Below are 15,845 nucleotides of genomic sequence, written 5' to 3'. Positions count from 1 at the left end.
TAATGACCTTTCAGGTTGCCTTTTTATAGGATTTTTAGTATAGTACAGTATTGGAGAGGTTATTGTTCTGTAGTATGGAGGGGTATGATGATCAGGTTTTTTGGGTGGTTGTTCATTATTGTTTTATTTGGAGCGATTTATCTATGGCAACCGGAATTTTTTCAGCATTCATACAGTATACTTAAACATGGAGATATTATTGCTTTGGCAGAATATCTGCGAAGCTTTGGTCCCTGGTCGGTACTCATAACGATCCTTTTATTTATTATTATGACATTTACCATTGTCTTCCCTTTTATGATTTTATCAGGGGCATCTGGTATTATGTATGGCTTATTTTGGGGAACTGTCATTTCATGGGGTGGAGAAGTTATTGGCGCGATATGTATGTTTATTTTTGCCCGCTATTTCTTTCGTCAGTTAGTAGCAGGATGGATAGCGAATAGTAGATATTTACAGCAAGTGGATGATTATAGTGCCACCAACGGCTTTAAAGCTTTGTTAATAGCGCGATTATTGCCGTTGGCACCTTCAGGTATTATTACTGCTGTAGCAGCTATTAGTAGAATGAGTTTTAAGGACTTCTTTTTAGCAACGATTATTGGTAAACTACCACCGGTTATTATTAAAGTCCTCATTGGTCATGACATAGTCTTTGCTGGAGAAAACCTGACACGCTTACTCTTGGTAATTCTACTTGTTATTGTTGTATATGTAGGGTTGTGGTGGTATAAACGGAATAAAGGATAAAATGAGCTGAGTATTCATTTTAAGTAAAATGAATTGGCAGGGATATTGTTATATATGGCGAATAAAACATACATAATAATTAGGGGGATGATTTTATGCCAATTGTACAGATTGATCTGATTGAAGGACGCACTACAGAGCAAAAGCGTGAAATGGTGAAGAGGGTTACGGAAGCAATAACGCAAACAGCTAATTGTCCTGCTGAAGCAGTAACAATTGTTATTAGAGAAGCTGCTAAACAGCATATCGCTAAAGCTGGGACATTAATGCTCGATAAATAAGGAACAAATTCTTTAAATTCTAAAGATCTTCATTAATGATGTAATGAAGATCTTTTTATATATTTTTTATGAATCTTTGCTATAGAAGGTTGTTATAACACTATATAAAGTATAAGATTTCCATAGTTTATTACACAATTACATAAAAAAGAGTGGATTAGGGAACTTTAAGTATGTTATTATAGTTGAAATAACTTGTTCTATTGATATGAAAGGAGTAATTTATGTTTGAAAATAAGTTTATGCAAGAAGGTTTAACTTTTGATGACGTTTTGTTAGTACCTGCAAAATCAGATGTTTTACCTAAAGATGTTGATGTTAGTACCTATTTAACTAAAAATATTAAGCTGAATCTTCCTATCATCAGTGCTGGGATGGATACTGTAACAGAAGCGCGGATGGCCATTGCTATCGCCCGTGAAGGTGGAATTGGTGTTATTCATAAGAATATGTCTATTGAGCAACAAGCAGGTGAGATTGATAAAGTAAAGCGCTCTGAGCACGGAATAATTGTAGATCCTATTTTTTTATCACCTGAAAATACGTTGCAGGATGCACAAAATTTGATGGAAAAATATCATATATCAGGCGTTCCTGTCACTGAAAATAATAAGCTGGTTGGCATTTTAACCAACAGAGATTTACGTTTTGAAACAGATCTGACAAGAAAGTTGCATGATTGTATGACTACGGAACATCTTATTACAGCCTCAGTGGGAACTTCCTTAGAAGGTGCAAAAGCGTTATTACATAAACATAGGATTGAAAAATTGCCATTAGTAGATGCAGACGGTAATTTGAAAGGCTTGATTACCATTAAGGATATTGAAAAAGCTCAAAAATATCCTAATTCTGCGAAAGATAAAAGAGGCAGGCTACTAGTAGGTGCTGCCATCGGTGTAGGGGAAGATATGCTGCAACGCGTTGAAGCCATTGTTGCAGCAAAAGTGGATGTAATCGTAGTAGATACTGCCCATGGACATTCTCAAGGCGTAATTGAAGCTGTTAAAAAGATCAAACAGATGTATCCTGAAGTCGATTTGATTGCAGGTAATGTGGCTACTGCAGAAGCTACTCGAGATCTAATTGAAGCTGGTGTTGATGCTGTAAAAGTGGGGATTGGTCCTGGATCGATTTGTACTACTCGTGTTGTTGCTGGTATTGGTGTGCCGCAAATTACGGCTGTATACAATTGTGCAAAGGTCGCCCGAGAGCATAATATTCCGATTATTGCCGATGGTGGTGTTAAATACTCTGGGGATATTGTAAAAGCGATTGCTGCTGGTGCCAGTGTTGTTATGCTAGGTAATCTGTTTGCTGGTACAGAAGAAAGTCCTGGTGAAACAGTTATTTATCAAGGGCGTAGCTATAAGGTATATCGTGGGATGGGGTCATTAGACGCTATGGCCCAAGGCAGTAAAGATCGTTATTTTCAAGAAAATATGGACAAACTAGTGCCAGAAGGAATTGTAGGACGTGTACCGTATAAAGGTACATTAGCCGATACTGCATTCCAATTATTAGGTGGATTAAGAGCTGGTATGGGATATTGTGGAGTTCACAATATTGAGGAATTAATTAATAACACGCGCTTTATTCGTATTACAGCAGCTGGATTGAAAGAAAGCCATCCTCATGATATCAGTATTACTAAGGAATCACCTAATTATAGTTTATAAATAGACAAAACAAAAAACAACACCGCTGTGCTTACCAAGCAGGCGGTGTTGCTTTATTAATAACACGAAATTCGAAACCTTGCTCTTTATAAAATTTAATAATCGAAGGCAAGGCTTTTACTGTTTCGCTATGTCCTCTACCATCATGCATTAGAAGGATAGCGTGGCTCCATAAAAAAGTATTTTTATTTGTTTGGCTTATGATGTTTTGGATTAGGGCATCGGCTTTAGCATTTGAAGCGTCGCCAGAGCTAATATTCCATCCTACTTCAATATAGCCTTCGGTCTTTAACCTCTTCCAATATTCTGTAGTAAAGTGTCCTATTGTTCCACCTGGGGCGCGAGAAATTCGAGGACGTACATTAAGAATATTTTTGATTAATTCATCGTTATGTTGTAGCTGCTCTATATAAGTGGCAGGCGACTGATAGAGTTCACGATAAATATGATTATAAGTATGATTGCCTATAGCGTGTCCTGCTGCATAGATTTGTTTTACAAGCTCAGGATACTTGCTTACTTCAGTTCCTACTACAAAAAACGTAGCTTTAATGTTATTTTCTTGTAGAATTGCAAGAATTAAAGGGGTGTTTTCTGGGGCAGGACCATCGTCAAAAGTTAAATAGATTGTCTTATTTCCGTAATAAGGTTCAATACTAGTTAATTCCGCTGCTAATTGACGTTCTTTTCGTTCCTGGACTGTAAATATGTCATATTCCGGTTTATTATTGGTCGGAATAACGTCATTCACTTCAGTGAAATAGTATACATCAGGCTGTGGTCCCTTTTCCAAAAGCTGTGTTGTAGCGGGGATTGATGGCGCTTCTTCGATATTTGGCACTGCAAAGGAAAGAGGAGAGGATGTAAGAAAAATAAGAGCAATTAGAAAAATGATACCAATAATGCTTAACAAACCATAGTTTTTTAGCATAGTCGTCTCCTGAGATGTTATTTTTACAAAATATTTAAGTGAATTTCTTACTATTACCTGCATATTCGACATTAAAGTATGTATTCCTGCGGGTAAAGTTTAATATGCTTTGGAATACTAAAGCTAATAAGGAGTGTGATGGAATGCGGCAATTATGTATTATTAGTATCATTGTTATCATCATTGTAAGTTTGTTTGTTAATAGTAGTTATGCTTTTTTTATGCCGCAAGTTGATAACTTGGATAACTTGCAATTAGTTGCAGCAACACAAGTATTTGATGTGAACGGACAACTTATTTCTAAATTATTTGAAGAAAATCGGGTTGTAGTGTCCATCAATAATATGTCACCTTATATACAACAAGCTATCATTGCAAATGAAGATAGTCGATTTTACAATCATTTTGGTATAGACCCCATCGGTATCATTCGTGCCATGTGGGTTAATCTGCGTTCAGGTAGTCTAGTAGAGGGAGGGAGTACCTTAACACAGCAGTTGGCGAAAAATATGTTTTTAACCCAGGAACGTACCTTTACACGAAAAGCAAAAGAATTTTTCTGGGCGATCATTATTGAACGTAAATTTTCAAAGCAAGAAATCTTACAAGCGTATTTAAATCAAGTATACTTTGGTGAAGGTGCGTATGGAGTAGAAGCTTCTTCACAGGTGTATTTTGGTAAACATGCTAGTGAACTAACTTTAGCAGAAAGTGCATTATTAGCAGGATTGCCGCGTGGTCCCAATATTTACTCTCCATATGTTGATATGAATGCCGCTATGGAGCGTAGAACTACGGTGTTGGCAGGTATGATAAAAGAAGGCTATATTACGCAAAAACAATTTGAATTAGCACAAAAAGAACCTATAGTATTAGTTGGAAAAAAGAAACGTGTAATACAAGCATCCTATTTTATTGATTATATAGCGAATGAATTAGTAGGGCGTTATGGTGCTAATCGAGTATATAAAGGCGGCTTAAAAGTATATACAACGATGGATAGTAAAGTTCAGCAAGGGGCTGAAGCAGTGTTAGGTCAGTATCAAGGTGCTGTACTCGCTCTTGATCCTCGGACAGGCTATATTAAAGCTATGGTAGGCGGGCGTAATTATGAAGAAAGTCAATTAAATAGAACAGTGGTTGAGGTGCGTCAACCGGGTTCTGCATTTAAACCTTTTGTATATGCTACTGCTCTTGGTCAGGGATTGACGGCTAATTCTATTATTCTTGATCAGCCAATTAATATTGCTGGATATGCACCACAAAATTATGATAAAAAATTCCGTGGGCCAGTCACCCTTAAAAAAGCGATCCGCTTATCAGTCAATGTAGCTGCAGTAAAACTTGGTCAGCAAGTTGGTATCGATAATGTTCTTAGTTTGGCGAAAAGTATGGGCATTACGACCTTGGTTCCCCAAGACGATAATTTAGCTACTGCTCTGGGGGGATTAACACAAGGCGTAAGTTTGTTTGATATGGCTACGGCTTATACCGCCTTTGCAAATGGGGGAATCGTATCTCAACCTATTGCCATTTTAAAAGTGGTGGATGAAAATAATCAAGTATTAGAAGAAGCACACTTAAAACAGCAATCTGTATTAAGTCGCGAAGTTGCATACATTATAACAAATATGATGCAGGGAGTAATCGAAAGTGGTACAGGTACGCCTGCTAATATTGGACGGATAGCAGCAGGAAAAACAGGAACAACTGATGGATATGAAACAGCTTGGTTTATGGGCTATACACCTGAGTTATTAGTTGGTATTTATGTAGGAAATGATAATCGAACACCTGTAGGAATCTCAGGTGCCGAAGTGGCAGGCTTATGGGGGAAAATGATGTCAAACGTGCTAACTGGCGTTAGTCCCAGTGACTTTTTTGTTCCTCCCAATATAATAACGAGTGTACCTATTTGTGCTGATTCTGGCAAACTAGCTACTCAAGGATGTCCAGAGATCGAGTATAGCGCTTTTATTAAAGGTACGGAACCGACTGTTGCCGACAATCGAATGCGTTCCAAAGATACAACAAATGAAAAAGCAGAGCAGCCAGGTAGAAAAGAGAAAAAGTCACCATGGTGGAAACTTCCATTACCACGATTGCCCAGCTTCTAATAGTGTGATACAATGTATTAGATAATTTAAAAGATTAGATTTCTAAATAGTAAGGAGACTCTATGTATAGTGCGCAATAGAATAGCTGTTTTAAATGTGATGATTGATGTTGTGACTATGAAAGAAGCGGTTGAGGCTGTAAAACAATTTATTCTACAGAAGAAATCTCATTTAGTAGTTACCCCGAACCCGGAAATAATAATGATGGCTAATAAGGATGAACAATTAGCACGTATTATTAATAATGCAGATTTAGTTGTACCTGATGGTGCAGGAGTTGTATGGGCTGCACGTTATCAAGGTGATGCCATGCCCGAGCGTGTAGCAGGATATGATTTAGTACAAAATTTATTAATAGAAGCCATGAGCGAAAAATATAAGATTTATTTGTTTGGCGGAGCACCAGGTATTGCAGAGAAGGCTAAAAAAATAGCTGAAGAGCGTTATCCTGGTGTACAAATTGTCGGTACACGCAATGGCTTCTTTACAAAACAAAATGAATCTGAAATTGTAAATGACATAAAAGCTTGCCAGCCAGATATTTTATTAGTAGCCTTGGGTGTGCCAAGACAAGAAAAATGGCTGGAAGAATATAAAGAAGAATTAAAAGTTCCCGTATCCATCGGCGTAGGTGGAACATTTGATGTAATGGCCGGAGTTGTAAAGCGAGCCCCATTATGGATGCAGCGTAGTAATTTAGAATGGCTATTTCGCTTGTTGTCAGAGCCGAAACGTGCCATTCGCATGCTAGCTTTGCCACATTTTGTGATAAAAATAATGACTACAAAAAAATAGAAGGAAACAATTTATACTTTTAGATAATTGTTTGTAGATGAGGTGGATAAATGGTTAAAGCGCCGATAGTAAAAGAAGGTTACATATTTATAGTTATTCTTGCTATCATTACAATTCTTGTTTATGTGACTGTTAATCCATATTGGAGTATTATTCCAGTTGTTTTAATGGGATTTATTACTTTCTTTTTTCGTAATCCTAAGAGAAACATTCCCAATGATGACAGATTAATTTTGTCACCTGCTGATGGAAAAGTTATGAGCGTTTGCGAAGTTTATGATGATCAATTTCTCAACCAAGTCGGTCTTAAAGTGACAATATTTTTATCGGTTTTTGATGTACATCTTAACCGTAGTCCTATTGCTGGTGAGATAAAATTTCAACAATATACTTGTGGTCGCTTTCGACCCGCATATAAGAAGACTGTAGGCTGTGAAAATGAACGTCATTCTATAGGTATAGAAAATGATAAAATGAAAGTATTGGTAACACAAATAGCTGGTATTTTAGCGCGGCGTATCGTTTCATGGGTAACTCTTGGAAGTATCCTGCAAAAAGGTGAGCGATATGGTATGATTAAATTTGCATCCTGTACTGAAATTATTGTACCTAAAACAGTGGAAATAGTAGTCAAAAAAGGGGACAAAGTTAAGGGTGGCGAGACCGTTATAGGGAGGTTGTTGCAATGAGAAGCGTTATTCCCAATGCGTTAACAGCATTAAATTTAGTATTAGGCATGTGTGCGATTATTTCTACCTTCCATAATGAATTTTATCAAGCAGCGATATTTATAGTCGCAGCGATGATTAGTGATGGGTTAGATGGTAGAGTTGCTAGATATTTAAATGTAAGTAGTGAGTTTGGTAAGGAATTGGATTCATTGTGTGATTTAGCATCATTTGGTGTAGCACCTGCGATTTTGGCTTACGCCTTTTTATTAAAAGATTTTGGCATTATAGGATCTCTTATAGCTGCATTTTTCGCAACTTGTGGAGCATTGCGCTTAGCTCGTTTCAATGTCAATACCACTACAGTAAAAGGCTATTTTATGGGATTGCCCATTCCTGCTGCTGGCTGTGTTGTTGCTACTTTTGTTATGCTTGGAATTAAACCAGTTGGTTGGATATTTCCAATCTTAGTTATCGTTTTTGCATATTTGATGGTTAGTACTATTAAATATCCTGATTTTAAAGGAAAAGGTGAAAAAATTAGGATTATTCCTGTAATTATAACAATACTAGTTGCTGGCTATATACTCTTCATGACCAAAGATGCTGTCCTATTTACGCCATTCTTTGCATATGCTTTATTTGGGATCTTAAATACTGTTTTTGGATTATTTGATTATAAAACCACTACGTAGTAAGTAGTGGTAAGAAAAATAATTGTATCCTGATCATTGGATGCTTATTTTTTTGTAATTTTAAAAGATATCATGCGTTAATGAATGTGTTTAAATAACGAATATCTTGACAATTTAGTGAAGTTAGAATTAGAATGTTATGTGTGTTTTAAGTTGAAGTATATTTAAATATACTTTAAAAAAACAGGCTTTTAAAGGAGAAAAATCCATGAATTATATTTTTGACTATATTATGATTCCATTACAGCTTATTATTGTATTCTTTACTTTATATTATTTTATTATTGCTTTTTTTGGTATTTGGCGCAGAAAAGAGAAGAAAATTATGACACCTCAAAATAGCTTTGCTGTTATTGTAGCGGCGCATAATGAGGAACAAGTAATAGGTCAATTGGTAGAAAATCTCCACGTTTTGAAGTATCCTCGTGAGTTATATGATATTTTTGTAGTGGCAGATAATTGTAAGGATAATACGGCAGAAATTGCTCGCGGAGCGGGTGCAATTGTTTATGAACGTTTTTGCTTAGAACAGCGCGGTAAGGGTTATGCTATGGAATGGATGTTTGCAAAACTATTTAAACTAGAGCGTAATTATGATAGTGTAGTAATATTTGATGCAGATAATTTGGTGGATCAAAATTTTCTTTTAGAAATGAATAATCGCTTATGTAAAGGTGAGAAAGTGATTCAGGGATATTTGGATTCTAAAAACCCTCATGATACATGGGTTGCTGGTACGTTTGCTATTTCTTTCTGGGTTGTAAATCATATTTGGCATCTCGCTAAATATAATATAGGATTGTCAAGTGTCCTTGGTGGCACTGGTATGTGTATATCGACAGATGTGCTGCGAAAGTTTGGTTGGGGAGCAACTTGTCTTACTGAAGATATGGAATTTACGATGAAGGTATTATTAAAAGGTATCCCCACCACTTGGGCTCATGATGCTATTGTATACGATGAAAAACCTTTAACCTTTGAACAGTCATGGCGTCAGCGTAAACGATGGGCACAAGGACATTTTGATATAGCAGGCCGATATATCCCCAGCATGTTGTATGAGGGGATTAAACAACGTGATATTAGAATTTTAGATGGTGTATTGCATCTATTTCAACCATATTTTTTAATCTTATCAACAAGTTTTGTGTTAATGAGTTATATCTATACCATTGTCCCCTTTTATACTAATATTATAAATAAAATATTACCCGTTGAGGTTATGACAGCGATAGGTGTTGGACAATATCTATTCCCAGTGATGATCTTAGGGATGATTGGTGCTAAAGGGAAGTCATGGTGGTACTTAATTTTCTATCCATTGTTTGTTTATAGCTGGATACCGATTACTATTTTAGGCTTCTTCCATCGTAATGACCGAGAGTGGAGTCATACACAGCATACTCGTAGTATTAGTTATAAAGATGTATTGTTGACACAAAAAAATGAATTTAGTAAGGAAGATTTTTTAAGTAAGCAAGCTGTTAAATAAAAGATGAGTATTATACTCATCTTTTTTCACAAAATAATACATGATAAGAGTTTTTATTATTAGGAAGCATAGGGGGTTAGGTATGTTTGAGTTGACAATTGCGGTGAATTTTGAAGCTGCTCATTGTATTCGAAATTACCCAGGAAAGTGTAATCGATTGCATGGACATAATTGGAAAGTACAAGTAAATATATATGGTTCGCAATTAAACGATTTAGGAATGTTAGTTGATTTTGTTGATTTGAAAGCGGCGATAAATGGTATTATGGTGAATTTAGATCATTATTATCTCAATGAAATTGAACCCTTTTGCAGGATAAATCCTACAGCAGAAAACCTTGCCAAATATATATATGAAGAATTAGCTAAAACACCGATCTTTAATGAGAATGTTAAATTGCGCTCTATCAGAATATGGGAATCGTCTAATTCTGCAGCCGCATATAGCCAGGAGGCATAATGGTGTCTCATAAGCTCAATATTGTTGAAGTTTTTTCTTCTATTCAAGGTGAGGGAGAATTTGTTGGTTATCGTCAAGTCTTTGTACGTTTGGCTGGCTGTAATTTAGAGTGTGATTTTTGTGATACCCCTTCATCAAGAACAAATGCCATGGAAGGTCAAATTGAAATGACTGCTGGAAAGCGCGATTTTAAGAAGACAAAAAATCCAATCTCAATTGTAGATCTGTCGAATTATATTAATAATTTATTGATAGTACCCCATCATTCAGTTAGTTTTACAGGCGGAGAACCTTTATGCCAAGCTGAAGGCATAGCTCAACTTCTACCGCACATCAAAGGAAGTATCTATTTAGAGACGAACGGTACATTGCCAGAAAAATTAAAATTGGTATTACCTCATATTCATATAGTCAGTATGGATATTAAGTTGCCTAGCATTATTCATCAAGATGTGTGGCAACAACATAGGCAATTTCTTTCCATAGCTAATGCGTGCAATACTTTTGTAAAGATAGTAGTTACAGGTAAAACGAATAGAATCGAATTTCAAAAAGCGGTAGAGTTAATTGCGGCAATTGATCAAAAGATTCCCTTAATCATACAACCAGTGACTCCCATTCATGATTGTGAGGGCGTTACTCCGGATATGATGTTGTTATGGCAAGAGCAGGCCCTTATTTTCCTTACAGATGTACGGGTCATTCCGCAAACTCATAAATTTATGGGACAATTATAAGGGAGGAATCAGTTTGCGTATTTTATTAACCAATGATGATGGAATTGATGCGACTGGTATTCAGGTTCTTTGGCAAGAACTTTTGAAAATAGGGGAAGTAGTGGTGGTTGCACCTGATGCCGAGCGAAGTGCTGCTAGTCAGGCTATTACGGTACATAGCCCTATACGAGTAGATAAATATTGTGCTAGTGATTCTCGGCTTTGTGGTTGGCGTATTGGAGGTACCCCTGCTGATTGTGTGAAAATTGCCTTAGAAACTTTAGTCAGTGCAACACCTGATTTTGTGGTGTCTGGAATTAATCATGGACCTAATTTGGGCACTGATGTATTGTATTCAGGAACAGTAAGCGCTGCAATCGAAGGATCTTTGCATGGGATACCATCAGTGGCTGTTTCACTGGACTCTTGGAAATCCTCCGATTTTAAGCCTGCGGCTGAATTTACAGCAAAGTTACTGCAAGATATCTTTCAACGCTCATTACCTTCTAATACCTTGTTAAATGTAAATGTACCTGCTCTTTCTGCAGAGCAGATTGATGGGGTAGCGATTACCAAGCTAGGAGTAAGGCAGTATGCAAATGTTTTTGAGCCTCGCCTTGATCCTAGAGGACGAACATATTATTGGATGGGAGGAGAAGTTGTAGAGAATGTAAATGATGCGGATAGCGATATTGTTGCGATCAATAAGTCCAAAATCTCAGTTACTCCCATTCATTTTGATCTGACTAATTATGGGATTATGGAAACACTAAAAAGTTGGAAGTTATAATAGATAGGATATGGTGATTAGCTTAGCAACAAAATCGAAATATTATAAATAAATATATAAATATTGGTATTATTTACTTTTATACTGCATATTTTACAATAGCAATCCTAGTAATACCTACTTGAGGGAGGGGAATTCTGTGTCTAAACGTATTGGTAAGACACGTTTTAATACTACGCCCAAGGGACCGGGAACAGCTATGTTGATAGGAAAAGGCTTTTTTGTCAGTATAATCGTTTCATTGGTTTGCACCTTCTTTTTATCCATTATTAGCTTAGTGACCGAAAATACATACATTGATTATTACATGCAATACGTTATGGTTGGGGTAACTATGGTTAGTATTTTTATTGGTAGTGTATATGCTACCCAGCAGGCCGAGTCTAGAGGATTAATCATAGGTGTTGTGATTGGGATCATCTATGTTTTACTTTCTGTAGGTATTGGTATGGAAATTAGCCAAGAGTCCATTTCGCTATTTGTATTAGCTAACAAATTTATGGCTGGAATTGCGGTAGGAATACTAGGCGGTTTAGTTGGTGTAAATTTGTAATCGTTTGTAAAATCTAAGATGTATTTTCGTGAGGCTTTGAGCCTCTTTTTCTTTTCGTGTATACGAATATAAATTGTGCTTGATTGATATATAAAGCAGTTTTATTTGATCTAGATGGTACAATTCTTGATACCTCAGATCTAATTATCAGCGCATTTAGACATACCTTTCAAAAACATTATAATAGCAAGCTTACTTCTCTGGAGATCCATGCGTTTTTTGGAAAAACACTAAGGAGTGCAATGGAACATTATGGACCAGATCAAGTTGAGGAGTTAATTCAGACTTATCGAGAATATAGCCTAGTTCATCATGATCAAATGACTAAAATCTTTAGCGGTGTAGCAAAAACCATTCGAGCATTGCATGAAGCCGGTATTATAACGGCTATCGTTACTTCAAAGACAAAGAAAACAACGTTGCATGGACTAACATTATTTAATTTAGATCAACTATTTTCCGGTAATTATTGGTGCAGATCAGTGTCAAAATCATAAGCCTCATCCGGAACCAATTCAGAAAGCTTTACTTCAATTAGAGATAAAACTTGAAGAATGCTTAATGGTAGGTGATAGTCCGTTTGATTTAATCAATGCTAAACAAGCTGGTGTAAAGACAGCCGCTGTTCGTTGGACTCGCGTATCATGGGAGATGATTTTACATGAGACGCCAGACTTTACTTTAGAGAATATGCATGAGTTATTAACTATTTGTGGTGTTTAATAAATTTAGTAGTTTGTTGTGAAGCCTACTATATAGTACAATAGAAGAAATAGTAGCAAGCTATATTGAAATGGTTGGTGAGAATATGATACATATAGGAATTATTGGTGGTACTGGAGTATATGATCCTAATATCTTAGAAAATGTACAGCAAGATGAAGTCCTAACGCCTTATGGCTCAGTGTCTTATAAAGTTGGTGATTTTGCAGGAAAGAGTATCGCTTTTATTCCCCGACATGGCAGCAAGCATTCGATTGCGCCACATTTAATCAATTATCAAGCCAATATTTGGGCTATGAAAAAAATTGGTGTTAAAATAATTTTAGCAACGGCTGCGGTAGGCTCTTTGAATTTAGATATGAAGTTAGGGGATTTTGTTTTAATCGATCAATTCATTGACTTTACTAAAAATAGGAAAAGTACATTTTATGAAGGTGGAAAAAGAAAAGTAGTTCATGTGGATTTAACAACGCCTTATTGCTCTGCTTTAAGAAAAAAAATATTAGCAGTTGCTCAAGAGAATGGCATTGTGGTTCATAATTATGGAACGTATGTTTGTACCGAAGGACCACGGTTTGAAACACCAGCTGAAATTCGTATGTTCGCTAAGTTTGGTGGGCATTTGGTGGGGATGACTAATGTGCCGGAAGTGGTATTGGCTCGTGAAGCTGAGATGTGCTATGCGACTATTGCTATGGTAACAAACTATGCAGCAGGTATTTCATCCCAGCCTTTAACCTATGGTGAAGTGTTTCACGTTATGAATGCGAATACAGAAAAGCTAAAAAAAGTCCTTATGAATACTATTAAATGTATTGATTTTGAAGCTGACTGTAGCTGCCAACAAGCTTTAAAAGAATATGGTGGTTTTAAATTATAAAGAGAGGTGATAAATTTGTTGCAGACAATAGAGTGGAAAAATAGTACGCTATGGTTATTAGACCAAACCCTGTTGCCTAATCGTATTGAATTTATTGAATGTCATAACTTTCAAAGAGTAGCGCAAGCAATAAAAAGGTTAGAAGTCCGCGGAGCTCCTGCTATTGGTGCTGCGGCTGCATTTGGCTTGGTTCTTGGAGCGAAGGAACTTTGTAATGATTCTGACTTTGGGACCAGTATCGAGAGGGTGGCCGAGGAATTACGACAGACCAGACCTACTGCTGTAAATCTGTTTTGGGCAATTGAGAGAATGATGTCTATTATTCATAAAGCGAATCGTGACAAAGATATTATTGATTTGGTAAAGGATTTAGAAAAAGAGGCTATTTCCATTGCCAGTGAAGATTGCGCTATGAATCATAAGATTTCTCAATATGGTGCTCAGTTATTTAATGAGCCCATATCGATTCTTACCCATTGCAATGCTGGAGCCTTGGCGACTGCTGGTTTTGGGACCGCTTTAGGAGTAATTCGCCAAGCCTTCTCTGAAGGGAAGATTACCCGGGTATTTGCTGATGAAACTAGGCCATTGCTTCAGGGTGCTCGTTTGACAGCATGGGAATTGATGCAGGAAAATATTCCAGTTACTCTAATTACAGATAATATGGCAGGCTGGGTTATGAAAAAAGATATGGTACAGGCTGTTATCGTTGGAGCCGATAGAATTACTTTAAATGGTGATGTGGCGAATAAAATTGGCACTTATAGTGTGGCAGTATTAGCCAAAGAACATAATATACCTTTTTATGTGGCTGCCCCTGTTTCTACTTTTGATTTTACTATGGACAGTGGTCTGGATATTCCGATTGAAGAAAGACATGCCGATGAGGTAGCCCAGTTTGCTGGAGTTCTGACAGCGCCAGAAGGTGTAGAAGTTTTTAATCCTGCATTTGATGTCACACCTAATTCCTTAATTTCAACAATTATAACGGAATATGGTGTACTGGAACAACCTTATCATGAGGCAATTATTGCATTACAACAAAAAATTAAAGGAGTGCTGTAAAATGGAATCAATTATTCGCGATATAAAATTGGCATCACAAGGTCATGATAAAATTAATTGGGTTAAAGAATTTATGCCTGTGTTGAACGTATTAAATGAGGATCTGTCAAAGAATAAACCTTTAAGTGGTAAGAATGTAGTTATAACTATGCATCTAGAAGCTAAGACGGCTTATTTAGCCTTAGTTCTAAGAAATGCAGGAGCAAATGTTGCTGTAACTGGAAGTAATCCATTATCGACTCAAGATGATGTAGCGGCCGCTTTAGTGGAAGAAGGCATTAAGGTTTTTGCCTGGTATAATACCACAAATGAAGAGTACGAGAAGTTTTTACATAAAGCTTTAGATACTAAGCCGGATATCATTGTTGATGATGGGGGCGATTTAGTATCGTTGCTTCATGGTGAGCGAAGTGAGTTACTATCTAATATCTTGGGAGGATCTGAAGAGACTACAACCGGTGTTATACGTTTAAAATCCTTAGCAGCTGAAGGACGTTTGATGTTCCCTATGGTAGCCGTAAATGACGCATATTGTAAGTATTTATTTGATAATCGATATGGTACAGGTCAATCAACCTGGGATGGTATTATGCGCACGACTAACCTTACTGTCACAGGTAAAACCGTTGTAGTTGCTGGATACGGCTGGTGCGGCAAAGGTGTAGCAATGCGTGCTAAAGGATTGGGTGCAAATGTAATCGTTACAGAAATTGATCCTATAAAAGCCATTGAAGCCGTATATGATGGCTTTAGGGTGATGACCATGGCGGAAGCTGCAAAGTATGGTGATATTTTTGTGACTTTAACAGGTTGCAAAAATGTTATTCGTGGTGAACATATTACTGCTATGAAGTCTGGAGCCGTTTTGGCTAATGCAGGTCATTTTGATCTTGAAATTAATAAAGATGAACTTGCAGAATTAGCAGTTTCTCGACGGACAGTGCGTAAAAATATTGAAGTATTTGTTATGAAAGATGATCGCAAGATCTATTTATTAGCTGAAGGACGTTTGGTTAATCTTGCCGCTGGCGATGGACATCCTACTGAAATTATGGATTTATCCTTTGCTATGCAGGCGTTGGCGGTATTGCATATTTTAGAAAATCATAAGGAAATGAAAAATGAAGTATATAATTTACCTGATGAAGTTAATTCTGAAGTTGCTAGACTTAAATTACATGCTTTGGGTATGTCAATCGATGCCTTATCAAATGAACAGAAAGCTTATTTAGGACAAGCTTAAATCTAAG

General features: G+C 36.7%; 18 protein-coding genes. 17 read left to right on the top strand and 1 reads right to left on the bottom strand.

All coding sequences use genetic code 11. The annotated features are described in order from the left end of the window. Window positions 1-84 precede the first annotated feature (84 nt). The 3 genes from LMF89_RS03965 (at window position 85) to guaB (ending at window position 2,710) form a co-directional block, all read left to right on the top strand. Window positions 85-750: a TVP38/TMEM64 family protein gene (locus LMF89_RS03965; protein ID WP_229533968.1), complete on the top strand. Its 666-nt coding sequence runs from the start codon at window positions 85-87 to the stop codon at window positions 748-750. Between the two features lie 95 nt (window positions 751-845). Next, window positions 846-1,031 (top strand): 2-hydroxymuconate tautomerase, encoded by a 186-nt coding sequence (thmT, locus tag LMF89_RS03960; protein ID WP_007934389.1) that lies wholly within the window; start codon window positions 846-848, stop codon window positions 1,029-1,031. Window positions 1,032-1,255: 224 nt separating this feature from the next. Continuing rightward, window positions 1,256-2,710 (top strand): IMP dehydrogenase, encoded by a 1,455-nt coding sequence (gene guaB, locus LMF89_RS03955; protein ID WP_229533967.1) that lies wholly within the window; start codon window positions 1,256-1,258, stop codon window positions 2,708-2,710. A 31-nt stretch (window positions 2,711-2,741) separates the two neighbouring features. Here guaB and LMF89_RS03950 read toward each other — a convergent pair whose 3' ends face one another. Next, window positions 2,742-3,641: a polysaccharide deacetylase family protein gene (locus LMF89_RS03950; protein WP_229533966.1), complete on the bottom strand. Its 900-nt coding sequence runs from the start codon at window positions 3,639-3,641 to the stop codon at window positions 2,742-2,744. Between the two features lie 143 nt (window positions 3,642-3,784). Between LMF89_RS03950 and LMF89_RS03945 the strand changes: the two genes are divergently transcribed. The 14 genes from LMF89_RS03945 to LMF89_RS03880 all read left to right on the top strand — a co-directional run bounded on the left by LMF89_RS03945 (window position 3,785) and on the right by LMF89_RS03880 (window position 15,838). Further along, entirely contained in the window at window positions 3,785-5,758 is a 1,974-nt protein-coding gene (locus LMF89_RS03945; protein ID WP_229533965.1) for a transglycosylase domain-containing protein, read from the top strand. Window positions 5,759-5,827: 69 nt separating this feature from the next. Next, window positions 5,828-6,553: a WecB/TagA/CpsF family glycosyltransferase gene (locus LMF89_RS03940; RefSeq protein WP_007956587.1), complete on the top strand. Its 726-nt coding sequence runs from the start codon at window positions 5,828-5,830 to the stop codon at window positions 6,551-6,553. A gap of 50 nt (window positions 6,554-6,603) precedes the next feature. Next, complete coding sequence (locus LMF89_RS03935) at window positions 6,604-7,242, top strand: phosphatidylserine decarboxylase family protein (RefSeq protein ID WP_007956586.1); 639 nt, start codon at window positions 6,604-6,606, stop codon at window positions 7,240-7,242. Beyond that, window positions 7,239-7,916: a CDP-diacylglycerol--serine O-phosphatidyltransferase gene (pssA, locus tag LMF89_RS03930; RefSeq protein WP_007956585.1), complete on the top strand. Its 678-nt coding sequence runs from the start codon at window positions 7,239-7,241 to the stop codon at window positions 7,914-7,916. Before LMF89_RS03935 ends, pssA begins: the two co-directional genes overlap by 4 nt. A gap of 208 nt (window positions 7,917-8,124) precedes the next feature. After that, window positions 8,125-9,408, top strand: coding sequence for a glycosyltransferase family 2 protein (locus LMF89_RS03925; protein ID WP_007956583.1), 1,284 nt, complete (start codon window positions 8,125-8,127; stop codon window positions 9,406-9,408). An 82-nt stretch (window positions 9,409-9,490) separates the two neighbouring features. After that, entirely contained in the window at window positions 9,491-9,868 is a 378-nt protein-coding gene (queD, locus tag LMF89_RS03920) for a 6-carboxytetrahydropterin synthase QueD (protein ID WP_229533964.1), read from the top strand. Then, window positions 9,868-10,605 (top strand): 7-carboxy-7-deazaguanine synthase QueE, encoded by a 738-nt coding sequence (locus LMF89_RS03915; RefSeq protein ID WP_229533963.1) that lies wholly within the window; start codon window positions 9,868-9,870, stop codon window positions 10,603-10,605. Before queD ends, LMF89_RS03915 begins: the two co-directional genes overlap by 1 nt. 13 nt (window positions 10,606-10,618) lie before the next feature. Then, window positions 10,619-11,374, top strand: coding sequence for a 5'/3'-nucleotidase SurE (surE, locus tag LMF89_RS03910; protein ID WP_229533962.1), 756 nt, complete (start codon window positions 10,619-10,621; stop codon window positions 11,372-11,374). 139 nt (window positions 11,375-11,513) lie between these two features. Further along, on the top strand, window positions 11,514-11,927 hold the full coding sequence (locus tag LMF89_RS03905; protein WP_007934368.1) for a TIGR04086 family membrane protein: 414 nt from the start codon (window positions 11,514-11,516) through the stop codon (window positions 11,925-11,927). Window positions 11,928-12,010: 83 nt separating this feature from the next. Continuing rightward, on the top strand, window positions 12,011-12,424 hold the full coding sequence (locus LMF89_RS03900) for an HAD hydrolase-like protein (protein WP_229533961.1): 414 nt from the start codon (window positions 12,011-12,013) through the stop codon (window positions 12,422-12,424). Then, window positions 12,375-12,650: an HAD-IA family hydrolase gene (locus tag LMF89_RS03895; RefSeq protein ID WP_369412558.1), complete on the top strand. Its 276-nt coding sequence runs from the start codon at window positions 12,375-12,377 to the stop codon at window positions 12,648-12,650. Before LMF89_RS03900 ends, LMF89_RS03895 begins: the two co-directional genes overlap by 50 nt. A gap of 70 nt (window positions 12,651-12,720) precedes the next feature. Then, window positions 12,721-13,530: an S-methyl-5'-thioadenosine phosphorylase gene (mtnP, locus tag LMF89_RS03890; RefSeq protein ID WP_369412556.1), complete on the top strand. Its 810-nt coding sequence runs from the start codon at window positions 12,721-12,723 to the stop codon at window positions 13,528-13,530. A 15-nt stretch (window positions 13,531-13,545) separates the two neighbouring features. Then, window positions 13,546-14,595 (top strand): S-methyl-5-thioribose-1-phosphate isomerase, encoded by a 1,050-nt coding sequence (gene mtnA, locus LMF89_RS03885; RefSeq protein ID WP_229533959.1) that lies wholly within the window; start codon window positions 13,546-13,548, stop codon window positions 14,593-14,595. A gap of 1 nt (window position 14,596) precedes the next feature. After that, window positions 14,597-15,838 carry an adenosylhomocysteinase gene (locus LMF89_RS03880; RefSeq protein WP_229533958.1) on the top strand — a complete coding sequence of 414 codons (1,242 nt, stop codon included), beginning with the start codon at window positions 14,597-14,599 and terminating at the stop codon, window positions 15,836-15,838. The last annotated feature ends 7 nt before the right edge of the window (window positions 15,839-15,845 follow it).

The organism is Pelosinus baikalensis (assembly GCF_020819555.1).
Taxonomy (GTDB): domain Bacteria; phylum Bacillota; class Negativicutes; order DSM-13327; family DSM-13327; genus Pelosinus; species Pelosinus baikalensis.
The sequence above is the reverse complement of the archived record's forward strand: the minus strand, read 5'-3'. Positions and strand labels throughout refer to the sequence as shown.